Annotated in this window: 13 protein-coding genes and 8 pseudogenes; 15 read left to right on the top strand and 6 right to left on the bottom strand. The window is 59.2% G+C overall.

The window, feature by feature from the left end:
- Window positions 1–104 precede the first annotated feature (104 nt).
- The 7 genes and pseudogenes from bglX to JZM24_RS16980 form a co-directional block, all read left to right on the top strand.
- Window positions 105–2,392: pseudogene (gene bglX / locus JZM24_RS17010) on the top strand (beta-glucosidase BglX).
- Between the two features lie 13 nt (window positions 2,393–2,405).
- Window positions 2,406–3,281 carry an oxygenase MpaB family protein gene (locus JZM24_RS17005; RefSeq protein ID WP_215671252.1) on the top strand — a complete coding sequence of 292 codons (876 nt, stop codon included), beginning with the start codon at window positions 2,406–2,408 and terminating at the stop codon, window positions 3,279–3,281.
- 168 nt (window positions 3,282–3,449) lie between these two features.
- On the top strand, window positions 3,450–3,992 hold the full coding sequence (gene idi, locus JZM24_RS17000) for an isopentenyl-diphosphate Delta-isomerase (RefSeq protein ID WP_215671141.1): 543 nt from the start codon (window positions 3,450–3,452) through the stop codon (window positions 3,990–3,992).
- Window positions 3,993–4,455: 463 nt separating this feature from the next.
- A pseudogene (gene osmF / locus JZM24_RS16995) lies at window positions 4,456–5,343 on the top strand (glycine betaine ABC transporter substrate-binding protein OsmF).
- A 96-nt stretch (window positions 5,344–5,439) separates the two neighbouring features.
- Entirely contained in the window at window positions 5,440–6,378 is a 939-nt protein-coding gene (locus JZM24_RS16990) for an ABC transporter permease family protein (protein WP_215671138.1), read from the top strand.
- Window positions 6,375–7,316 (top strand): ABC transporter ATP-binding protein, encoded by a 942-nt coding sequence (locus JZM24_RS16985; protein WP_215671137.1) that lies wholly within the window; start codon window positions 6,375–6,377, stop codon window positions 7,314–7,316. The genes JZM24_RS16990 and JZM24_RS16985 overlap by 4 nt, the downstream gene beginning before the upstream one ends.
- A 68-nt stretch (window positions 7,317–7,384) precedes the next feature.
- Window positions 7,385–8,020, top strand: a pseudogene (locus tag JZM24_RS16980) (ABC transporter permease); the annotation flags it as partial.
- On the opposite strand, the gene JZM24_RS20015 reads toward JZM24_RS16980, so the two are convergent.
- Window positions 8,021–8,125, bottom strand: coding sequence for a YohO family small membrane protein (locus JZM24_RS20015; protein WP_025244213.1), 105 nt, complete (start codon window positions 8,123–8,125; stop codon window positions 8,021–8,023). It abuts the pseudogene before it with no gap.
- A gap of 155 nt (window positions 8,126–8,280) precedes the next feature.
- Between JZM24_RS20015 and JZM24_RS16975 the strand changes: the two genes are divergently transcribed.
- The 5 genes and pseudogenes from JZM24_RS16975 to JZM24_RS16955 all read left to right on the top strand — a co-directional run bounded on the left by JZM24_RS16975 (window position 8,281) and on the right by JZM24_RS16955 (window position 14,700).
- Window positions 8,281–8,727 (top strand): GNAT family N-acetyltransferase, encoded by a 447-nt coding sequence (locus tag JZM24_RS16975; RefSeq protein ID WP_215671135.1) that lies wholly within the window; start codon window positions 8,281–8,283, stop codon window positions 8,725–8,727.
- Window positions 8,728–8,830: 103 nt separating this feature from the next.
- Window positions 8,831–10,985: pseudogene (gene dinG, locus JZM24_RS16970) on the top strand (ATP-dependent DNA helicase DinG).
- 86 nt (window positions 10,986–11,071) lie between these two features.
- The gene (locus JZM24_RS16965) at window positions 11,072–11,653 is read left to right on the top strand and encodes an FMN-binding negative transcriptional regulator (protein WP_215671133.1); all 582 of its coding nucleotides are present in this window, start codon (window positions 11,072–11,074) and stop codon (window positions 11,651–11,653) included.
- 232 nt (window positions 11,654–11,885) lie between these two features.
- The gene (ybiB, locus tag JZM24_RS16960) at window positions 11,886–12,806 is read left to right on the top strand and encodes a DNA-binding protein YbiB (RefSeq protein WP_215671131.1); all 921 of its coding nucleotides are present in this window, start codon (window positions 11,886–11,888) and stop codon (window positions 12,804–12,806) included.
- 34 nt (window positions 12,807–12,840) lie between these two features.
- A complete protein-coding gene (locus JZM24_RS16955; protein WP_215671130.1) occupies window positions 12,841–14,700 on the top strand; it encodes a M3 family metallopeptidase in 1,860 nt (619 codons plus the stop codon).
- Between the two features lie 78 nt (window positions 14,701–14,778).
- Here JZM24_RS16955 and JZM24_RS16950 read toward each other — a convergent pair whose 3' ends face one another.
- From JZM24_RS16950 to dps, 4 genes and pseudogenes are all read right to left on the bottom strand, one after another.
- Window positions 14,779–15,009, bottom strand: a complete 231-nt coding sequence (locus JZM24_RS16950) for a hypothetical protein (RefSeq protein WP_215671128.1) — start codon at window positions 15,007–15,009, stop codon at window positions 14,779–14,781.
- A gap of 152 nt (window positions 15,010–15,161) precedes the next feature.
- Window positions 15,162–15,790: pseudogene (locus JZM24_RS16945) on the bottom strand (flavin reductase family protein).
- Between the two features lie 152 nt (window positions 15,791–15,942).
- On the bottom strand, window positions 15,943–16,209 hold the full coding sequence (locus JZM24_RS16940) for a DksA/TraR family C4-type zinc finger protein (RefSeq protein ID WP_215671126.1): 267 nt from the start codon (window positions 16,207–16,209) through the stop codon (window positions 15,943–15,945).
- Window positions 16,210–16,311: 102 nt separating this feature from the next.
- Entirely contained in the window at window positions 16,312–16,815 is a 504-nt protein-coding gene (dps, locus tag JZM24_RS16935; RefSeq protein ID WP_215671125.1) for a DNA starvation/stationary phase protection protein Dps, read from the bottom strand.
- A 792-nt stretch (window positions 16,816–17,607) separates the two neighbouring features.
- On the opposite strand from dps, the gene ompX reads away from it, so the two are divergent.
- The 3 genes and pseudogenes from ompX to rlmF all read left to right on the top strand — a co-directional run.
- Window positions 17,608–18,129, top strand: a complete 522-nt coding sequence (gene ompX, locus JZM24_RS16930) for an outer membrane protein OmpX (RefSeq protein WP_215671250.1) — start codon at window positions 17,608–17,610, stop codon at window positions 18,127–18,129.
- Between the two features lie 711 nt (window positions 18,130–18,840).
- Window positions 18,841–20,438: pseudogene (locus JZM24_RS16925) on the top strand (ABC-F family ATPase).
- Window positions 20,439–20,570: 132 nt separating this feature from the next.
- A pseudogene (gene rlmF, locus JZM24_RS16920) lies at window positions 20,571–21,578 on the top strand (23S rRNA (adenine(1618)-N(6))-methyltransferase RlmF); the annotation flags it as partial.
- A gap of 15 nt (window positions 21,579–21,593) precedes the next feature.
- Here the strand turns inward: rlmF and moeB are convergent.
- A pseudogene (gene moeB / locus JZM24_RS16915) lies at window positions 21,594–22,340 on the bottom strand (molybdopterin-synthase adenylyltransferase MoeB); the annotation flags it as partial.
- Between the last annotated feature and the right edge of the window lies 1 nt (window position 22,341).

Raw genomic sequence — 22,341 nt, 5'->3', positions numbered from 1 at the left:
GTGAGTCGCTATACTCTTGTAATGCCACATTTATGGCATAGTAGCGCCTTATTTTTTCGTGACCGGAACGTGCCGGCTGGCTTTCGCGATTGTGAGAAACCTCTATGAGGTGGCTTTGGTCATTTGGCCTGATGCTGGCATGTGTCGTTGCTCCCGCTTTGGCGGATAACAATAATTTACTTCCTTCACCTCGCTTACCCCGTGACGCCTTCGTCAATGCGCTATTGGCGAAAATGACCACCGAGGAAAAAATTGGCCAGTTGCGCTTAATCAGCGTCGGGCCGGACAATCCCAAAGACGCCATCCGTTTGATGATCCAACAAGGCCAGGTGGGGGTATTTTCAATACCGTTACCCGCCCGGATATCCGTGCCATGCAGGATCAGGCGATGCAATTGAGCCGCCTGAAAATCCCGTTGTTTTTCGCCTACGATATCGTTCATGGTCAGCGCACTATTTTCCCCATCAGTCTCGGACTTGCCGCCAGTTGGGATCTGCAGGCGGTAGCGACCAGCGGACGGATTGCCGCCTATGAGGGCAGCGAGGACGGCCTAAATATGACCTGGGCGCCCATGGTGGATATCACCCGGGATCAGCGCTGAGGCCGCGTGTCGGAAGGGCTGGGCGAGGATACCTTTCTGACGGGGGAAATCGGCCGCACGCTGGTGACCGCCATTCAAGGCAAAAATCCCGGCGATCGCCATACGCTGATGACCAGCGTTAAACACTTCGCCCTGTACGGCGCGGTGGAAGGCGGGCGAGACTACAATAGCGTGGACATGATCCCGCAAAAGATGTTTCAAGATTACATGCCGCCGTATAAAACAGCGCTCGATGCTGGCAGCGGCGGCGTCATGGTGGCGCTGAACTCCGTCAACGGGACGCCGGCCACGGTGGACCGCTGGTTGCTGCAGGATGTGTTGCGCAAAGCGTGGCATTTCACCGGCATCACCGCCAGAGATCATGGCGCTATCAAAGAGCTCATTAAGCACGGCGTGGCGGCAGATCCCGAACAGGCAGCGAAAATGGCGATTAACGCCGGTATCAATATGAGCATGAGCGATGAGTATTTCGTGAAATATTTGCCGGGACTTATCCAGCGCGGCGAAGTGAGTCAGGCCACGCTTGATGACGCCGGGCGCCATGTCCTGAACGTCAAATATGATATGGGATTGTTCCGCGACCCTTATGTGCATCTCGGGCCGGCGGGCAGCGATCCGGTGGACACCAACGCGGAAAGCCGTTTACACCGGGCCGAAGCGCGGCAAGTCGCACGCGCGAGTCTGGTGCTGTTGAAAAACCGCATCAACACGCTGTCGCTGCCAAAACAGGGCACCCTGGCGGTCGTCGTTCCGCTGGCCGACAGCAAGCGCGACATTATGGGCAGCTGGTCCGCCGCGGGGCGCGCCGAACAATCCCTCACCCTGCTTGAGGGGATCCGCAATGCGGTAGGCGACAAGGTAAAAGTCCTGTACGCCCGCGGCGCCAATATTACCGATCATCAGGATTTGATAGCCTACCTCAATCAATATGAACAAACCGTCAAGGTTGACCCGCGCACCCCGCAAGCGATGATTGACGAAGCCGTGCGCACCGCCCGGCAGGCGGATGTCATCATCGCCGCGGTCGGCGAAGCGCAGGGCTCATGAAGCCTCCAGCCGCAGCAATATTACCATTCCAGAAAGTCAGCGCCGGCTGCTGCGCGCGCTCAAGGCCACCGGCAAACCGTTGGTAGTGGTGCTGTTAAATGGGCGTCCGCTGGCGCTGGTGCAGGAAAACCAACAGGCGGACGCGTTGCTTGAGGCCTGGTTCCCCGGCACCGAAGGGGGGAATGCCATTGCCGATGTGTTATTCGGCGATCACAACCCGTCCGGCAAATTGCCGATGTCGTTCCCGCGTTCGGTCGGGCAGATTCCCCTCTATTACAATCATCTTCCCACCGGCCGGCCCTATGATCCGCAAAAGCAGGAAAAATATACCTCTCATTATTACGACGAGGCTAACGGCCCGCTGTTTCCATTCGGCTATGGGCTGAGTTACACCCACTTCACCGTATCGCCGGTGACGTTGTCGGCGACGCAACTGGCGCCGGCCGGCAGTCTGACCGCCACGGTGACGCTGACCAATGACGGCGACAGGGACGGCGCCACCGTAGTACAGCTTTATTTGCGTGATGTCACCCCTCCATTAGCCGGCCGGTGGCGATGTTGCAGGGCTTTCGCAAGGTCGCGCTGAAAGCCGGGGAGTCGCGGTCGGTCCACTTTACCGTTACGCCGGCGATGCTGCGGTTTTATAACCAGCAAATGCAGCTTGTCACCGAGCCGGGAGAGGTGGAGGTCATGATTGGTCTCGATTCGGCCAGAGTGAACCGTGCCCGCTTCACGCTGCAATAATCTGGACCGCCTGCTGGCGCCCGTTCGGCGGCGCATCGAGCAGCAGGTGCTGGGCCTGAGCGGCGTCGGCCTGGGCACGGTGGATTTCACGCAGCCCGCCGGCGATCCGGGCCTATACGGCCCGGACTCGATAATCTGGCGGGTGCACGGCGACTTTACCTCGATGCTGTGCGGCGGCATCAGCGCGTTGCTACTGCAAATGTTGCACCCCTCGGCGCTGGAGGGGGTGTGGAATCACTCTGATTTTCGCAGCGATATGCTGGGGCGACTGCGCCGCACGGCGCAGTTTATCTCTGTCACCAGTTTCGGTCCCACCGCCGCCGCCGAGCGGCTTATCGCACGAGTGCGCTACATTCATTTGCAGGTACAGGGGGTAAATCCGTTGGGCGCCGCATATCAAGCCAGCAGTCCGGATTTGCTCACCTGGGTACACGTGTCGGAGGCACGCAGTTTTCTGGCGGCGCATTTGCGCTTTCGCAATCCCCGCCTGAGCGGCGCTGAACAAGACGATTACTACCGTCAGGCGATGAAAGTGGCCTGTGCGCTGTGTGCGCGCAACGTTCCCGCCAGTCGCGCCGCGGTTGAAGCGTATTTGCAGGCGATGCGGCCGCATTTGCTGTGCGATGACCGCACGCGGGAAGTGACGCGGTTGCTGCTCAATGCCCCCATGCCAAGCCGATTGGCGCAGCCGGCGGGGTGGCTACTGATGCGTGCCGGGATCGATCTGCTGCCGGACTGGGCCAGCGCGCAATTGAATCTTGAAAGACCGGCCCTGCGGCGCGTTTTGGTGACGCCGGCGGTGCATTCCCTGGCCCATGTTTTGCGCTGGTCGGTGCGCAATGGCGCCTGGCATCGCGCTATGCGCCGTATGGGACGCCCGGAAGCCTGAAACCGACACCCTAACGCTATAAAAAAGACGCTCGCTTAAAAGAATATCACTTCACCGCACAGACATTATCCTCTCAGGCCGATAAACTCATTACCATCTCTGACCACGGGCAACAATATCTGTCCCCGGGCGCATGATCGGGCCCGGGTGGCGCGCAGCGAGGCGTATATGGCATTAACGCAAGTTATCCTGGTTGATGAACGGGATCAGACGGTGGGCACCATGGAAAAACTTCAGGCTCACCGCGAAGGCGCACTGCATCGCGCGGTGACCGTCTATCTGTTCAATCCTGCCGGACAACTGCTGCTGCAGCAGCGTGCGCGGGAGAAATACCACTGCGGCGGTCTTTGGAGCAACACCTGCTGCAGTCACCCCATGCCGGCAGAAGAGAGCGCCGCCGCCGCCCGTCGCCGGTTGTTTGAGGAGATGGGGCTGCGGGTGGAACTGACGCCGGTGTTTCAACTTTACTACCGTCTGCCGCTGCCTGATGGCCTGATTGAACATGAATTCGGCCATGTGTTTTTCGGCATCACTACCCGGATGCCCGCGCCCGATCCCGCCGAAGCGATGGCCTGGCGCTGGCAGGCGCTACCGTCGGTGGTGGCGCAACTGGCTCGTGAACCAGACAGTTTCACTCCCTGGTTCACATTGACCATGGCACGGATCCCAGAGTATCACGCCGCTTTTATGCGCGCCCGCAAGACCGGCTGAACCGTCAATGCTGACGCGGCGTCCAGGCATCCCTTGTTGTTGCGCAGGCCGGGCGTGCGGCATGTCGCAGTCGGGCAACATCTTGAAACTATCTCACGGCAGCGCACGCGCAGGCGTGCGGTATATTGCAGTCGGGCAACCTCTTTAACTGTTTCACGCACGCGCCCGCGCAGACCTGTGGTATGTCGCAGTCGGGCAACATCCTGAGACTGTTTACGGCAGCGTACGCGCAGGCGTGTGGCATGCCCTGTCTCCCGCGCCCTGCTGCCGTTTCGGGGAAATAAATTCACGCCTAACGTGCGGTAACTGCGTGCATTTTCCCAATTGCTCCGCATTTTTGGGCTATTATTGCAAAACCGCCGATCGGCGACGCCCGTTCGGTGCCAATTATCGTCACTTCCAAAAGGAAACAATGTCTATGGCAACCATGGTTAATTATGGCCGCGCTCTCGTGCTCGCTGCCATGATGATCAGTATCACGCCCGCGGCGCTGGCTGCGGATACGGCGGTGCGCGTGGGGTCGAAAATTGATACGGAAGGATCGCTACTGGGCAATATTATTTTACAAGTTCTTGAATCCCATCAGGTTAAAACGATTAATAAGTTGCAGTTGGGCGCGACCCAAGTGCTGCGCGGGGCGATTACCGCCGGCGAGATTGACATTTACCACGAATATACCGGCAACGGCGCGTTTTTCTTTTCCGCGGAGCAGGATAAGGCCTAGAAGGACACCAACGCCGGCTATCAAAAAGTTAAACAGCTCGACTATGACAAGAACCATATCGTCTGGCTGAGCCCGGCGCCGGCCAACAATACCTGGACTATCGCCGTGCGTGATGAATTGGCGAAAGACCAGCATCTCGACTCGCTGGCCGATTTGAGCCGTTATTTGCAGAGCGGCGGAAAATTCAAACTGGCCGCGTCGGCGGAATTTATTGAACGACCCGATGTGCTGCCGGCGTTTGAGAAGTCCTATCATTTTACCTTGCAGCAGGATCAACTGCTGTCGCTGGCGGGCGGCGATACCGCGGTGACCATCAAGGCCGCAGCGGAGCAGACGTCCGGCGTCAATGCCGCTATGGCCTACGGCACCGACGGCCCGGTGGCGGCGCTGGGGCTGCATACCCTGTCCGATCCGGCGGGCGTGCAGCCGATTTACGCGCCGGCGCCGATCATCCGTGAGGCGGTGCTGAAGCAACACCCGGAAATCGCTCAGTGGTTGAAGCCGGTCTTCGCCGCGCTGGACACCGAGACGCTGCAACGGCTGAACGCCAGTATCGCCGTCGAGGGGCAAAACGCCAGCAAGGTAGCGGCGGATTTCTTAAAGCAAAAAGGCTTTATCTCATCCTGATGGGCTAAGCACCAAACAGGTGAACGCGGCGGCGCGGATGCCGATGGGCACGCGTATGTCCTGCACGGGGTCGGCCGCCGCAAGAGGCGTTGCGTGATGGAAAATCGGGTGATATTAACCCTGACGGTGCTGCTATTGGCGGCGGTGTGGCTGTTGCCACTGGTGAATTTTGCCCCCAACAGGCTGGTCTCCGGGCGGGGGATCGGACTGGCGGAACTGCTCAGCGGCGCCCGGCTGTTGCTGCTGTTGCCGGCGCTAGGGCTGCTGGCGCCCACCCGCTCGCGCTATGTCGTGGTACTGCTGCTGGCGGAAGGGTTGTTGTGCGGGTTGCTGTGGCTGGCGGGCGAAGGTGCGCGCGAGCTGGCCGCGCAGGGCGGCAGACTGGTGCGCACGTCCTTTGGCAGCGGTTTTTGGCTGATGGCGGCCCTGTGTTTATTAACCGCCTCCGAGGCCGTCGGTCGTCTCACCGCCAACTCCTGCCTGCGGGCGCTCGCCAATGGCCAATTGTGGCTGACACTGGCGCTGCTGCTCGCCAGAGGCCGTCTCGATGAGCTGTCGCTGATGAAAGAGTATGCCAATCGCGCGCAGGTGTTCCACCAGGCATTTGCTGAGCACCTTACGCTGTTATTCGGTACCCTGGGGCCGGCGCTGCTCATCGGTATCCCGCTCGGTTTGCTGTGCCATCGCTCGGCCAGATGGCGTCCATCGCTGTTTGCCGCGCTCAACATTATCCAGACGCTGCCCGCCATCGCGCTGTTCGGTCTTTTGATAGCGCTGGTGCTTTATGCCCTGCTGCCGCTGGCGCTGCCGGTTATGCTGTCGGGGGTAAGGGTTATCGCCGTGCAAACGGTCGGGATGGGTATGGTGGCGGCGCTTATCGGCGCTGGCTGGTTCGGCGCCCTGATGTTTCAGGGGTTGCTCAGCAGCGCGCTGGAGCTGGTGCTGCTGGGCGTGATCCCGGCCGTCGCCCAGGCGCTGGTGGTCGATACCCTGTTTAAAGTGATGATTTCCATGCTACAAAAGGTACGCTTGTGATTGAATTTCAAGCAGTCAGTAAATTTTTCCACGGCAAACTAGCGGTGGAGAATTTGAGCTTTACGCTGCCCGCAGGCGAAATCACGGTGCTTATCGGCCCCTCCGGCTCAGGCAAGTCCACCACCTTGAAAATGATAAACCGCCTGATTGAGCATGATGCCAGTAACATTCTGTTCGCCGGGGAAGAGATAGGGCGCCTGCCCGCCGAGCAACTCCGACGACGCATGGGCTACGCAATACAGTCTATCGGTCTGTTTCCCCATTGGACCGTGGAGCAGAATATCGCCACCGTCCCGCAGCTGCTGAAATGGCCGCGTCAGCGCATCCTTCAGCGCGTCGATGAACTGCTGGCGCTGCTGCATCTCAATCCTGACCAGTTTCGCCACCGTTATCCGCACCAGCTTTCCGGCGGACAGCAGCAGCGGGTCGGCGTGGCGCGCGCGCTGGCCGCCGATCCAGAGGTGCTGCTGATGGACGAGCCGTTTGGCGCGCTCGATCCTGTCACCCGTAGCGCCCTGCAAGAGGAAATCGTCCGCATTCATCACCTCTCCCGCCGCACCATCTTGCTGGTGACCCACGATATCGACGAAGCGCTGCTCTTGGCTGATCGGATCTTGTTGTTGGACGGCGGGCGGCTTGTTCAGCAGGGCACGCCGCAACAGCTGCTGTTACGGCCGGCCAGCCCGCTGGTGCGCAATTTTTTTGGCGGCGTCGAGCGGGGGATCCGCCCGCTGTTGCTGGGGGCCGCCGGTCAGTTGGCCCGTCCGGGCGAGCAACTGCCGGGGCAACCGATCTCGGCGGCGATGTCGCTACGCGCGGCGCTGTCCGAATTTATCGCCCGCGCAACCGATCGCTTGCCGGTGGTGGACGAGCAGGGGGAGGCGGTGGGCGTGCTGTACTTTGGTGACCTGTTGCGCCCGCTTAAGGCGACGGCGTAATGGCGCGGCGCATCCTGACCTATCCGCTATTATAGTGCCTGCTGCTATTGCTGACGTTGCTGTTCTGCATGTCGCATATGACGCGGCTCTTCGCGGCGCTGTTTCCCGCGCTCGAAAGGCCGGTATACCGTCAGGACAGTTTTGTCGCGCTGGCATTGGCCCATCTGTGGCTGGTGCTGACGTCGAGCTTTATCGCGGTGGTTATCGGCGCGGGTGCCGGCATCTGGGTAACCAGACCGGCAGGCCGGGCATTCCGCCCGTTATTGGAAACCGTGGCGGCGGTGGGGCAAACCTTCCCGCCGGTGGCGGTACTGGCGGTGCCGGTGATGGGCTTTAGCGCCGAGCCGGCAATCATCGCGCTGGTGCTCTATGGGCTGCTGCCTATCGTGCAGGCGACGATTACCGGTCTCGAGACGGTGCCGGCGTACTTGCATGAAATTGCCACCGGGGCGGGGATGAGCCGCGGGCAAATTTTGCGGCGGGTGGAGCTGCCGCTGGCGGCGCCGGTTATCATCAGCGGCATTCGGACGTCGATGATAATTAACATCGGTACCGCCGCAATAGCCTCCACCGTAGGAGTAAAAAGCCTGGGCTCGCCTATTATCATTTGACTGAGCGGCTTTAACTCCGCCTATGTGCTGCAAGGCGCGCTATTGGTCGCGCTGCTGGCGATAATCAGCGATATGCTGTTTGAACGCTGGCTGTCAGCTATGGACGATAATGATATAGCCTGCAAGCATGACGCCGCCGATGGCGCCGAGCGAGAGCAGGGAAATCACGCCGAAAACGGCGGTTTTGATAAGCTTCATGGGCATCCTTATATGCAGTGCATCAGACATTATAAATATTCGCCGCGGCGATACAAGGTTGACGCTGCGGCGCTGTCGCAGCCAGGGCTAAATGATGGGGACGGGGACACCACTTTCCCCGGCCGAAAGCAAAGCAGAAGGCGCTTGCCGTTTAAATGGACCGCCGGGTGACGCCGCCGCTGGCGATCCGCCTGGCGTCACCACAAAGCGCTGCGGCGCGCAGCTTGATGGATGAACTCTCCGCCACCTTAAACGTGCTAACCGGTGACGAAGGCCGCACTTCGTTCGATCCGGTGCGGACGGTCGGCGCCGGCGGCTGTTTCGCCATCGCCTATGCCGTGCCCGACGGTACCCCGCTGGGCTGTGGCGCACTGCAACCGCTGGCGCCCGACGTCGTGGAATTGAAACGCCTGTATGCGCGCCCGGGCACCCAAGGTGTGGGCGCCGCGCTGCTGCGGTTTTTAGAACAGCAGGCTTGCGCGTGCGGCTACCGGCAAGTATGGTTGTCTACCCGCCGTGTCAACCTGCGGGCGGTGGCCTTTTATCGCCGCCACGGCTATCTGCCGGTGGCGCCTTACCGGCACTATCGCAACCGGCCGTAATCGCTATGTTTGGGAAAAGCACTGCAGTTTTATACAGCACAAGGCTGACGCCGACCCGCGACTGTGGGACAATGGCGCATTTTCCGGCGATAAGACTTGAACAATGACGCTCTCGGTAGCAATTAAGGCGCAAATCCACGACTGGTATAAAGCGCTACAGCAGCACATTCCCGATTTTATCCCCCGCGAGCCGCAGCGGCAGATGATAGCGGAAGTCGCTCGTGCGCTGGCGGGGGATATTGAACGCCATCTGGTGATCGAAGCGCCCACCGGCGTCGGCAAAACACTGTCCTATCTGATCCCGGGCATCGCCATCGGCCGCGCCGAACAAAAACCGCTGGTGGTGATCACCGCCAATGTTGCCCTACAGGATCAGATCTTCAGTAAGGATCTGCCGCTGCTGAAAAAGCTCATCCCGGATTTAACCTTTGTCTGGGCGTTCGGCCGCCGGCGCTATGTCTGCCCGCGCAATTTGGCGGCGCTGGCGGCAGAAGGCGGTGGCCAGGGCGATCTGATGCTGTTTCTGGATGATGCGCTGGCCCCCGCCAGCGGCGCCGATCACCCACACTGCGTAGCGCTGCAAAAATCACTGAGCGATTTCAGCTGGGACGGCCTGCGCGATCATTACCCCCATGCCGTGAGCGATGCGCTGTGGGCCAGGCTCAGCAACGACAAAGCGAATTGTCTCGGACGTAATTGCCATTATTTCCGCGACTGTCCGTTTTATTTGGCGCGCAAGGAAATCGAAAACGCCGATGTGGTGGTGGCCAATCACGCTCTGGTGATGGCGGCGCTGGAAAGCGAATCGGTACTGCCCGAGGCGAAAAACATGCTGCTGGTGCTTGACGAAGGCCACCACCTGCCGGACGTGGCGCGGGACGCGCTGGAGATGGACGGCGAGATTTCCAGCCATTTCGTTGCCCATCAGCTGGAGCAGTTCCGGCGGCAGACAGCGCTTATCCTGACCCAGTTCCGGCCCGCTCGGCCGCCGCAGCTCAGCCAGGAGGCACGATTGCAGGCGCATTGCGACGAGTTACTGGCGCTTATCGGTCTGTTCGAGCAACATGCCAACGCCGTCTTGCCCCACGAAAGCGTAGAGGTGGAGCATCGGTTTGCGCTGGGCGTCCTGACAGCTCCGATGAGCGAGGCGGCGGCGCGGCTCTATACGCTGACGGATAAGTTGCGGATGCTGGCGGAGTTTTTGCTGGCGGACCTGGGCGAAAAAACCGGCAAGCACGACATCGTGCGCCTGCGTCAGACGCTACTGCACACCAGCCGCATTCAGGGCTTCTGGGACGCCACTAGCAGGCTATGGCGACTGGCCGCGCTAGAGAAAGCCTCCAACGCGCCGATTTCCAAATGGTTGATCCGTAGGCGGGGAGACAATGGCGTGCAGTTGTTTTTGCACTGCGTCGGCATCCGCGTCAGCTGCCAGCTGGAAAAGCTGCTGTGGTCGCGGATCCCCCATGCGGTCATCACCTCCGCCACGCTGCGATCGCTTGCGAGCTTCGCGCGAGTTCAGGAGTTGTCCGGCCTGCATGAGCGCAACGGCGATCGCTTCGTCACGCTGGCATCGCCTTTTGATCACCGTCGCCAGGGCCGGCTGGTTATCCCCCAAATGCCGATGGAGCCGGTCATGGCGCAGGAGGCGGCCCATATCGCCTGGATGGCGCGCTACTTTCGCGCCGAGTGGGCGAAAGGGACGCACTTTGGCATACTGGTGCTGTTCGCCAGTCACCGCGCGCTGCGGCTGTTTTTGGACCAGGTGACGGAGCTGCGCCCGCAATTGCTGGTGCAGGGGGATAAAACCCCTTTACCGCCTGGTAGAAGAACACCGCCGCCGCGTGGACCGCGGGCAGACCAGCGCGCTGTTGGGGCTGCAATCCTTTGCCGAAGGACTGGATCTGAAATGGGAATGGCTGACACAAGTACATATTCACAAAGTGGCCTTTCCGCCGGTGGACAGCCCGGTCATTTTGACCGAAGGGGAATGGCTGAAAACGCAGCCGCGCCATCCGTTTGAGGTACAAAGTTTGCCCAGTGCGTCTTTCAATCTGATTCAGCAGGTCGGGCGGCTTATCCGCAGCCATGAATGTCATGGCGAGGTGATCATCTACGACCGGCGGTTGTTGACCAAATCTTATGGCGCCCGCCTGCTGGAGGCGCTGCCGGTGTTTCCCATTGCCCAACCGGCGTTGGCGGCCGAGGCCGCGGCGACGCCCCAATCGACCGGAACGGTCGACAAAAAAAGACCCTGATGCGCCCGGCGATAAAGTGTTATTGCGTCACGAGGAAGCTAAAATCGCAGGGGTAGGTCATGTGTGTAAGGGTTCAGGAGAGTCCCATGTATATTCCTCCCGCGTTTTGTCAACCGGATGCCGAGGCGCAGCGCGCCCTGATTGCGGCCCATCCGCTGGCGCAGCTGGTCAGCTACGGCGAGTCGGGTTTGCAGGCTGACCCGCTGCAGCTGGACAGTTATCCTGACGGCGCCTGGCGGCTGCACGGGCATCTGGCGCGCGCCAATCCCCATAGCCAATCTCTGGCCCGCAACGGCGCCTGTCTGGCGATGTTTCAGGGAGAGTCAGGCTACATTTCCCCCGGCTGGTATGCGGCCAAGGCGGAGCACGGCAAGGTGGTGCCGACCTGGAATTACCAGACGCTACATTGCCACGGACAGGCGCGGATAATAACGGACCCGATATGGCTTATGGCACTATTGCAGGCGCCCTGGCAGGTCGAGGATGCGCCGCCGGGCTTTATCGACACCTTGATAGGCGCTATTGTGGGGGTCGAAATTTGCGTAACGCGCACCGAGGCCAAGTGGAAATTGAGCCAGAATCGCAGTCTGGCGGATCGCGACGGCGCGATAGAAGGGCTGACGGACGTCGGCAATGTGCCTCTGGCCCGCGAGATGGGGCGCGGCTGACGGCAATGTGCCGCTGTCCCGGGAGATGGGGCGCGGCCGACAGCAATGTGCCGCTGTCCCGGGAGATGGGGCGCGGCTGACGGCAATGTGCCGCTGTCCTGGAAGACATGGCGCGGCCGATGGCAATGTGCCGTTGGCCTGGAAGATAGGGCGCGGCTGACGGCAATGTGCCGTTGGCCCGGGAGAGGGGGCGCGGCTGACCGGTCGCTGCCCTTGCAGATACAGGTGGTTAATGGATTACAACAGCATCATTAAAGAAATCGGACGCGGCAAACATCACGCCCGCGATTTGGACCGCCAGACAGCCTATGCGCTTTACCGCGCTATCCTGGCCGGCGAAGTGCCGGAAATGGAACTGGGGGCGCTGCTCATCGCGATGCGCATCAAAGCAGAAGCGCCAGAGGAGTTGATCGGCTTTTACCAGGCGATGCAGGAGCAGGTGATGGCCCTGCAGCCGCCGGCGTCACGGCCGCCGCCCATCGTCATCCCCAGCTACAACGGCGCACGCAAGCAGGCTAATCTGACGCCGCTGCTGGCGCTCGCCCGTCTCGGTTTTCCGGTCGTGGTGCACGGCGTGACCGACGATCCCGGCCGCGTGACCAGCGCTAACATATTTCGCGAACTGGGCATTAACGGCGTCACGTCGCGCGATGAGGCGCAGGTCGCGCTGGACCGCCAGTTGTCATTGCGCTGGCGGCTCGGGGTGCGTAACAGCGCCCACACGCTGGCCAAGCTGGCGACACCGTTTTCATCGCATTCCCACTGGCGGCTTTGCAGCGTTTCCCACCCAGAATACATACCGCGCGTCGCGGGATTTTTCAGCGCTATCAACGCCACCGCCTTGTTGATGAACGGTACCGAAGGCGAAAGCTATGCCAACCCCAAGCGTCTGACGCGTATCTATCATGTTCGCGGCGGTGAGCCGCAGCTGCTGCTGGATCCGGCCGTCAACCCGCTGCCACCGTTGGAAAGCCTGCCGGACAACCGCGAGGCTGCCGTCACCGCCCGTTGGACTGAAGACTGTCTCGACGGCCGCTGGCCGTTGCCGCAGGCGATCCGTCTGCAGCTGGGCTGCTGCCTGGTCGCCACCGGCCAGTGCGCTGACCTGCCGGCGGCGCTCCTTGAGGTAGATAACCGCCTCGTTCGTCTCTGAATGCCATTTTCGCAGCTAACCGGAAGCACACGTCATGCAACATGCTATCGACTATTTTAACCGTTTAAATCAGGATTACCTGGCGGTACATCAGGCCAAAGAAGATCTGTTCTGGCAACACTATATGGGCACGTGCGGGGCGGAAGTATCAGCGCGTTTCGCCGCGGCTGAAACCGCCTACAAACGCTTTATTGCCGAGCCTACGCGCCCTGCGGAGCTGCGCCACATTATCAGCCAAGTGACGGCAGAGCCGCCGTTCTCCGAGCGCGACACTATATTGCACGGCCTGCGCGGCTGGGCGCGCTTTTTTGACTGCAATGTGATTGAAGACTCGGCGGCGCAGGCGCTGATGGATGAGATCATTGCCGCGGAAAACGATTTGTATGCCCGACGCAAAGACTTCACGATGCAAAATCAGCTGGCCGAGCAGGACGAACCCGTCGCCGCGAGCCTGGGGGAATTACTGACCAATCAGGCCAATAACAGCAGCGAACGCTGCCGACAGAGCTCACAACAGGCGCTGCGGGCGCTGGAGCAGTGGCTGCTGCACAATGGTTTTCCCCAACTGGTCAGCCTGCGTAATCGTTTCGCCCGGCAGATGGTCTATCGCAACTTTTTTGATTATAAGGTAAACAAAACCGAGCAGATGACGCCGGAGCAGCTGTTCGCCATCCTCGACAGCTTCGAGCGGCAGACCCGCGACGGCATGCAGGCCAGTCTGCGCCAGCTGGCGAGCGCGAAGGGTGACGCGGCACTGGCGCCGTGGAATATCCGTTATGCGACCGCCGGCGATGTGACCCGACAACTGGATCCTTACCTGCCGTTTTCCGACTCGCTGCGCCGCTGGGTGGACAGTTTCAAACGGCTACATATCGGCTTCAACGGTGCGCGCATGCAGTTGGATCTGCTGGTGCGGCAGGGGAAATATGAAAACGGTTTTATGCACGGTCCGGTGCCACCGTTCTTGGCGCAGGTCACCTGGGTGCCGGCGCGTATCAACTTCACCAGTCTGGCGCGCCCTGGCCAGCTTGGCAGCGGCATCAGCGGCATTACCACTTTATTCCACGAGGGGGGGCATGCGGCGCATTTCGCCAATATCCGCCAGAACGCTCCCTGTTTCTCACAGGAGTTCCCGCCGACCTCTATGGCCTATGCGGAAACGCAATCGATGTTTTGCGACAGTTTGCTCGACTATGCTGACTGGCTGAAACGCTACGCCTTAAATCGTCACGGCGAGGCGGTGCCGGATGCGCTTATTCGTGACGCTATCGCCGCTCGCCAGCCGATGCGCGCCTTCAACGAGCGCCATATCCTGCTGGTACCCTATTTTGAGTGGGCGCTGTATCATTGGGATGACGCGCAATTGACCCCCGAGGCCATTACGCGTCTGGCGCGGGAAAATGAGCAGCGGATCCTGGGCATCGACGGCAGTCCGCGGCCCACTCTGGCCATTCCCCATTTATTGTCGCAGGAGTCCGCCTGTTCCTATCAGGGCTACCTGCTGGCGCTGATGGCGGTAGAGCAGACCCGTCATTTCTTCCTGCAGCGCGATGGTTATCTGACCGATAACCCGGCGATCGGGCCAAGTCTGGCGCAGCATTATTGGCAACCCGGCAATAGCGTCAGCCACGACGCTACGCTTGTCAGTCTGACTGGCGAGGGCTTTAATCCGGCCTATCTGTCCGCCGTCTGCAACCAGACCGTCGAGCAAGCCTGGCGCCAGGCCCAGGACTGCATGGCACAGGCGCGCTCGCGTCCACAGCCGCCGGCGGATTTCCCATGGCAGGCCGACATTCACGTCGTGGATGGTGATGCGATATTGGCCAGCAATGCCCAGGGGGATGAGGTGATCTGCCGGCAGTTCGCGCAGGCAATCCAGCAGCGCTACGGCTAAGCAAGCGGCTGCGCGTTACGCGCCGTGCTGTTAGCATCAAGCGTCATGCTGTTAGCGTTACGCGCCATGCTGTTAGCATCACGCGGCGTGCTGTTGATGATATTCCGGGCTGTAATCTTTGATGGCCTGATTATTGTCGGCGGAAAAGCGCTGGGCGGGGCAGCGGCCGGCGGTGTCGGCTGTCGTTTGCGCCATGCAGGCGCTGTCGTTACGCTGATCACGCGGCATATCGGTGAGGCGGGAGGCGACGGCGGCCTGACTGATGGCGAAGGCGCCAAGGACAATAAAGGCACTAAATGAGAGTTTCATACTAATCACTCTGTAAACTATATCATAACGGAAACGTAGGATACGCCCACTAATACGATATTGCTCGAGGAATTTTTTAAAGATTTCATCAGTTTTTTTGATGAAGCGCTCGCGCTAGGGACGCCCTTGTTACGGCGTCCACGGCCGTCAGGTTAACCGCTCTTGCGATCATCGGGCCGTACCATGTCAAAGCGCTGTTGCGCAGAAATGGCAAAATAGGCGCTGGGACCGCCACCGCGCACCACCGGCTCCGCGGCGGCGGTCTGATACAGTCCCTGGTCATCCAGCAGCCGGCTGTCGATATACACCGCGACGACTTCGCCCAATACCAGCCAGCTACCGGTCTCCCGCCCGCCGGCATCCACCAGCGCAATACATTGGCTTAGACGACACTCAAAATTGACCGGGCTTTCGGCGACGCGATGCGCCTTAACCCGCTCCCCCTGTACAGGCGTCAGGACGGCAACGGCAAACTCATCTTCCCCCGCAGGGAGAGAGGCGGAGGTTTCATTCATCGCGTCGGCCAGCGGGCGTGTCACCAGATTCCAGACGAATTCGCCGGTAACCATGATATTGGCGACGCTATCTTTCTATCCGGCGCTGGAAAAGCCGATGATCGGCGGATGATAGTTAAAACAATTGAAAAAGCTGTAAGGCGCCAAATTGCGCTGACCGATGCAATCCAGCCAATGGGGCGCGGACCGATAATGGCGTTTAACGGATCATGCGGCAAACCATGGCCTAGCGCCGGTTCGTAAAAGTAGTGGGTATCAGAAATCATAGCGGCGTCCTCCAGCCCATGCTTACCCGGTGGTCTGGCCTGCCGGTATGCAGGCATTCTGCCAATGGAAAAACGTTCAGCATAGGCGTCCCACTACCAAGGTGTCTTACCATTTTGCCGCAGCAGCAGACTTTGGCCGTCTTGGCACCAGCCTAGCGCAGCTGGCTGTCCTTACTTCCGCGGCGGTTATAGCCGGCATAGCTGGCCTGGTGCTTATCCCGTTCCTGTTGGCAGGCCAAACATAACTGCACGCCCGGCACCGCGAGCCGGCGCGGTTCAGGAATCGGATCGCCGCATTCCTGGCAAAAATGCGCGCTTACACCGCCGTTCAACCCCTGACGTACGCGTTGCACTGCATCATTGAGGGTGGCATCGATTTGATCCTGCACGGCACCTTCCGGCGCCCAGCAACTGGCCATAGTGACACCTCCGCTTGTAAAGAAAAAAAGAAAAAGGCCAACGAGCAAGCCGTCAGCCTTTGCGAACTGCCCGTGCCGACCTATGCCGGCAATGACGTCAGTTTATTCAATGTTCGATTCGATAAACCACAGGAATTTATCCAGGTCGCGCGAGGCCGCGGTGAAAATATCGGCGGTGTCGTCATCTTCGACTTCGGTTATCGCCTTACGCACATCGTTGGCAACGATGCCATAACGATCGGCCAGCGCTTTCAGATGGTCCTGCACCGTATGGATATTGGTCGGGTAGCTTTTCAGTGGCGTTTTGTCGTTGGTCACCTGAACCGTTCCCAAGGCGACACCGCCTAACTGAACGACACGTTCGGCTATGGTATCCTGATGGTCGAGAATAGCGGTTCGGAAACCGTCCAGCATTTCATGCACACCAATAAAATTGTTGCCGCGCATATTCCAGTGCGCTTGTTTGGTGATAAGGGCCAGATCCACCAGCTCGATGACAATACGGTTAAGTGTGGCGATAGTGGTAGTCTTAACCTCTTCATCCACATCATTACGCGTAAAAATGAGTTCAGAAGATTTCGTTTTAACCAGTTTAGTGGTACTCATAATGACTCATCCTCTTAATAATTCGTAATGGTTCGTTTTTAATTTCGTTTAGATAATAAGTATAACAGCGTTTTGAAATTTTGCTCCCTATCAAAGCTATCGCTGTTTTTTATTGAATGGATTCGGCGGCGGTTGCAGTCTTTTAGCCGCAAAAGTAGCGTTCTCCCGCCGCACCGCGCTGAGGGTTCGGGCAATGCGGGTAGAAGATCTCATGCCCGGCGACGCTCCGGCGCGCGGTATTTCTGCCTGCCTGGACCCTCATCTCCTCCAGCGCGTTCATGCGAGTAAAACAGTCTTAACCGCCCCGCATCCAAGCTGCCGCTATCAGGAAACATTTTTACAGCGCTATAACAGCGTTGTTAACTGGGAATAATTATTGTTACGCTTCGTCCCCCTTTCTACCGGCGCCATAATATGGAACAGCGGGTGCCAAAACAGGATAAAAATAAGCCAGACGGCGGTGAGTGAATAAAAAACTTATTAAACAAAAACGCGATGGCTACCGTTTCGTCTGTAAAGAAAAGCTTAAAAAAAAGAAAAAAATAGGCAAACTTGCCGCTAAAGGTCTATTTTTTAAACGGTCGATTCGGAATGTTCTGGATATGTTGTAAGGATAAGTAAAGGTTATTTGGCGACAGCTTAGCAAAACATAAGCAAAATGAATAGGATAGGAATGTTTGAAAACTTATGTTACACGATACCTTCAATTGGGCAACAATTATTAAGCAGAGTTTCATGCTGGGTTTTGGTATATTTTCATGGTTAGGGGGTACATTCACATTTGAGGTGGTTATGAAAAAAATTGCATGTCTTTCAGCTTTAGCCTGTGTACTGGCAGTGGCAGCAGGTTCCGCATCAGCAGGTGAAATCACCGTTTCCGCCGGTTACGCGCAGGGTGACCTGCAGGGCGTAGTGAACAAAGCCAACGGCTTCAACGTAAAATATCGCTACGAGTGGGACAATGACCAACCGCTGGGCGTGATTTCCTCCTTCACTTATGTCGAGAAAGATCGCGCGGAAAGCGGCTCGTACGATAAAGCGCAATACTACGGCTTCACCGCCGGTCCTGCCTGGCGTATCAATGACTGGGCCAGCCTGTACGGCGTGGTCGGTTTGGGCTATGGCAAATCCATCTCGAATGCCCAAACGCAAAACGGCAATGACCGCAGCACCAGCGATGTGGGCGTGGCCTACGGTGCCGGTCTGCAGTTTAACCCGATGGAAAACGTCGCACTGGACGTTTCCTACGAGCAAAGCCGGATCCGATCCACCGACGTTGGCACCTGGATTGCCGGTGTAGGTTACCGCTTATAATCCCAGTTGGACGGCTGGCCAACGCGGCTTTGCCTTCTGACGGTGATATCGCTGACGGTGATATCGGCATGGCGCCTGGCGCCATGCCGATAGCGTTACACCGATATTTAGCCGTACTGTGGTGTTTGCCGTTCTGCTATAACGGTCGTGTGCCTACCCAATTGTCGATGCTTGCCTACCGCGTCTGCTGTCCTGTTCAGTTTTCAGCGCTTTCCATTGTCAGCCCCGCTTACGCTTACGGCCCCATTAGGCGGCTCATGTCCCTGCCTGTTGCGATCCCTTTACTTGTCCATTGCGCCTCTTGTGGCTGCCAGTTGCGAGCCTTTTTACTTGACCATTGCAGCGCTTGTGGCTGCCCGTTGCGACCCGTTTACTTAAACACTGTGGCTGTTGTGGCTGCTCATTGCGCCCCGTACTCCTTTCATCCGCGCCCGAGCATCCTTCACGTACGTGCCAAGCATCCTTCACCTGCGGCTCAATCATCCTCAGGGCGTTCGCCTGTTATTTTCATTGGCGACAGGATGTGGCGCCGGGCATCCGGCCGTGCGCGTTCGGTTAAGCCGGCAGTTGTCCGGTGGCGCGCATCACGACGCTGGTTCGGGTTGTACCGACGCCGCCGTCGTAGCGCGGGTGGCAATAGATTAGGTCCCCCAACACGTCGCTTTATGGCATACTACGGCTAACGTCACATTTTATGAAAGAGTCTCTCCTTTGCTAATTAGTAACAACATCACCATGCAATTCGGCAGTAAACCGCTGTTCGAGAACATTTCCGTCAAGTTTGGCGGCGGCAATCGCTACGGTCTTATCGGCGCTAACGGCTGCGGTAAATCCACCTTGATGAAAATTCTGGGCGGCGATCTGGCACCCACCGGCGGAAACGTGAGCCTTGACCCCAATGAGCGCCTCGGTAAATTGCGCCAGGATCAATTCGCCTTCGAGCAGGACACCGTGCTGGATACCGTTATCATGGGCCATGGGGAACTGTGGGCGGTCAAACAAGAACGTGACAGCATCTACGCCTTGCCCGAGATGAGCGAAGCACAGGGCTACCGGGTGGCGGATTTGGAAGTGCTGTACGGTGAAATGGATGGCTACACCGCAGAAGCGCGCGCTGGCGAATTGTTACTGGGCGTCGCGGCATCCCGCTGGGACAGCACTATGGCCCGATGAGCGAGGTGGCGCCCGGTTGGAAGCTGCGTGTGCTGCTGGCGCAGGCGCTGTTCGCCGATCCGGAAATTCTGCTGCTGGATGAACCGACCAACAACCTGGACATCAATACCATCCGCTGGCTGGAGCAGGTGCTGAACGAACGTAACAGCACGATGATTATCATTTCCCATGATCGGCATTTTCTGAACATGGTCTGCACCCATATGGCAGATTTGGATTATGGCGAGCTGCGCATCTATCCGGGCAACTATGATGATTACATGACGGCGTCAGCGCAGGCGCGCGAGCGGCTGGTGGCGGACAATGCCAAGAAAAAGGCCCAAATTGCCGAGCTGCAGTCGTTCGTTAGCCGTTTTAGCGCCAATGCATCGAAATCCCGCCAAGCCACTTCCCGCGCCAGACAAATTGATAAGATCAAACTTGACGAAATCAAGGCGTCCAGCCGGCAGAATCCGTTTATCCGCTTTGAACAGGACAAAAAGCTGTTTCGCAATGCTTTGCAGGTAGAGCAGATGTCCCAGGGCTTTGAGGGGACGGCGCCGCTGCTGCGCGTGCTGAACATGATGGTTGAGGTGGGCGATAAGGTGGCGATTCTCGGCGCCAATGGTATCGGTAAAACCACGCTGCTGAAAACGCTGATGGGCGAGTTGACGCCGCAAAGCGGTGAGGTCAAGTGGTCAGAAAACGCCAATCTTGGCTACTACGCCCAGGATCATGCCGCCGAGTTCGCCGAGAATATGACGGTGTTTGACTGGATGAGTCAGTGGAAACAGGCCAGTGACGATGAGCAGGCGGTCCGCGGCATCCTGGGCCGGCTGCTGTTTGGTCAGGATGATATCAAAAAGCCGGTGGGCGTGTTATCCGGCGGTGAGAAGGGCCGGCTGCTGTTTGGCAAGCTGATGATGCAAAAGCCTAATATCCTGCTGATGGACGAGCCCACCAACCATCTGGACATGTAATCAATTGAATCGCTGAATTCCGCCTTGGATCTGTATCAGGGAACGTTGTTGTTTGTCTCCCATGACCGCGAATTTGTCAGTTCGCTGGCAACGCGGATCGTGGAAATCCTGCCGGGTAAGGTCGTCGACTTTAGCGGCAATTATGAAGACTACCTGCGCAGCCAGGGGTTGGATTGATTTGCCTGAAGAGGTGTGGCCAGTGATTGCCCGATAGCGCGGCCTCGCTGTATTGCGCAGCCCGGGTTTAACCCCTTTTTTGCGCCGGCGCCCCGCATTTGCGCCGCCGGCTGTTCGCGTAATGAGTGTGCCGTGAAAAAATCTGTTTCACCCGTAGCGCAGAAAGCCGCTTTGCATCCGCGTAATCGCCACCGCGGCGGCTATGATTTCGCCGCATTGGTGGCGGCCTGTCCGCTGCTGGACCCGTTTGTGCGGCCGACCCCGGCGGGGACGCCCTCGGTGGATTTTACCTCGCCGGCGGCGGTGACCCAGCTCAACCGTGCGCTATTGCTGCATGATTACGGCCTGCGCCACTGGGATATTCCCGCCGGCTTTCTCTGACCACCGGTGCCCGGACGGGCGGATTATCTGCACCATCTGGCGGACCTGCTGGGTTCCGGTAACGGCGGGCGTATCCCGCGCGGTCGGCGGGTGATGCTGCTGGATATCGGCGTGGGCGCCAATTGTATTTACCCCATTATCGGCCATCACGAATACGGCTGGCGTTTCACCGGAACGGATATCAGTCCGCCGTCGCTGCGCTGGGCGCAACAGATCGTCAACATGAATCCGTCGCTGGTGGGGGCGCTGCGCTTACGTCGGCAGAGCCAGCCGGCGGCTATCTTTGACGGTATCATCGGCGCGGCGGAACGGTTTGATGCCACGCTGTGCAATCCGCCGTTTCACGCCTCGGCACAAGAGGCTCTGGACAGCGCCCGACGCAAGCAGGTCAATCTGGCGCGGGCGACCCGGCACCGTCGGGAAAGAACCCGTGGTGCGAAGGATCACGACGAAACGCCCGACAGCCTCCCGCCGGCGCGTCAGGCCATCGCGGCGGCGCCCAATTTTGGCGGCCGGCACAATGAACTATGGTGCCCCGGCGGCGAGCTGGTGTTTGTGCGCCGCACTGTAGCGGAAAGCGTTGCCTGCGCCCGACAATGCCTGTGGTTTACCACGCTGGTGTCGAAGAGCACGACGCTAGCGCCGCTGTATCGCGCTATCGAACAGGCGGGCGCCCGCGCGGTACGAACGGTGCCGATGGGGCAGGGGCAGAAAATCAGCCGGTTTGTCGCCTGGAGTTTTTTGATACGGCGGGACAGGAGGACTGGGCCGCGCGCCGCAGACCTCGCAGTGGGGATGGCGCTGCAGCCGCATTTCCCGCAGCTGCAGCGTCATGGCATCCAACATCACCAGTTTCCCCACCGTGGATTGGCCGTAATCGGTTAGCACCTTGACGGCTTCCATAGCCTGCAGCGCGCCGATGATGCCCACCAGCGGCCCCATAACACCCGCTTCAGCACAGGTCAGGCTCTCGGCGCCGAATAACCGGCTCAGGCAGCGATAGCACGGCTCGCCCGGTTGATAGCGGAAAACGCTGATTTGCCCCTCCATCCGTATCGCCGCGCCGGAAATCAACGGCACACGGTGCGGATAGCAGCAGCGGTTAAGCTGTTCGCGCGCCGCGATGTTGTCGGTACAATCCAGCACGATATCGCATTCGGCCAGCAGCGCAGACAGCGCCTCATCATCCAGCGCCCGGTCCACCGCCTTTAGCGTCACGTGCGGATTCACCGCCGCGAGGGCCTGACGGGCAGATGCGACTTTACTCTGGCCGATGCGACAGTCGTTATGCAGTACCTGACGCTGCAAATTCGACAGCGAGACGGTATCAAAATCCACCAACACCAGCCGGCCGATGCCGGCGGCGGCCAGATACAGCGCCGCTGCGCTGCCTAACCCGCCGAGGACGGCAATCAGCGCACAGCTCGCTTTCAACCGTTCCTGACCGTCAAAGTCGAAGCCGCACAACATAATCTGGCGGTTATAGCGCAGCATCTCTTGATGAGTTAATTCCGCCGCCATG

Origin of the sequence: Candidatus Sodalis endolongispinus (assembly GCF_018777395.1) — a bacterium.
GTDB lineage: Bacteria > Pseudomonadota > Gammaproteobacteria > Enterobacterales > Enterobacteriaceae > Sodalis_B > Sodalis_B endolongispinus.
Note: the sequence above shows the minus strand (reverse complement) of the source record. Positions and strands in the feature narration are given on the sequence as shown.

Coding starts and splice junctions, on each gene's coding strand:
- idi (WP_215671141.1), top strand. CDS start 3,450: ATGGCATTAACGCAAGTTATCCTGGTTGATGAACGGGATCAGACGGTG.
- JZM24_RS16990 (WP_215671138.1), top strand. CDS start 5,440: ATGGAAAATCGGGTGATATTAACCCTGACGGTGCTGCTATTGGCGGCG.
- JZM24_RS20015 (WP_025244213.1), bottom strand. CDS start 8,125: ATGAAGCTTATCAAAACCGCCGTTTTCGGCGTGATTTCCCTGCTCTCG.
- JZM24_RS16975 (WP_215671135.1), top strand. CDS start 8,281: ATGGACCGCCGGGTGACGCCGCCGCTGGCGATCCGCCTGGCGTCACCA.
- JZM24_RS16965 (WP_215671133.1), top strand. CDS start 11,072: ATGTATATTCCTCCCGCGTTTTGTCAACCGGATGCCGAGGCGCAGCGC.
- ybiB (WP_215671131.1), top strand. CDS start 11,886: ATGGATTACAACAGCATCATTAAAGAAATCGGACGCGGCAAACATCAC.
- JZM24_RS16955 (WP_215671130.1), top strand. CDS start 12,841: ATGCAACATGCTATCGACTATTTTAACCGTTTAAATCAGGATTACCTG.
- JZM24_RS16950 (WP_215671128.1), bottom strand. CDS start 15,009: ATGAAACTCTCATTTAGTGCCTTTATTGTCCTTGGCGCCTTCGCCATC.
- JZM24_RS16940 (WP_215671126.1), bottom strand. CDS start 16,209: ATGGCCAGTTGCTGGGCGCCGGAAGGTGCCGTGCAGGATCAAATCGAT.
- dps (WP_215671125.1), bottom strand. CDS start 16,815: ATGAGTACCACTAAACTGGTTAAAACGAAATCTTCTGAACTCATTTTT.
- ompX (WP_215671250.1), top strand. CDS start 17,608: ATGAAAAAAATTGCATGTCTTTCAGCTTTAGCCTGTGTACTGGCAGTG.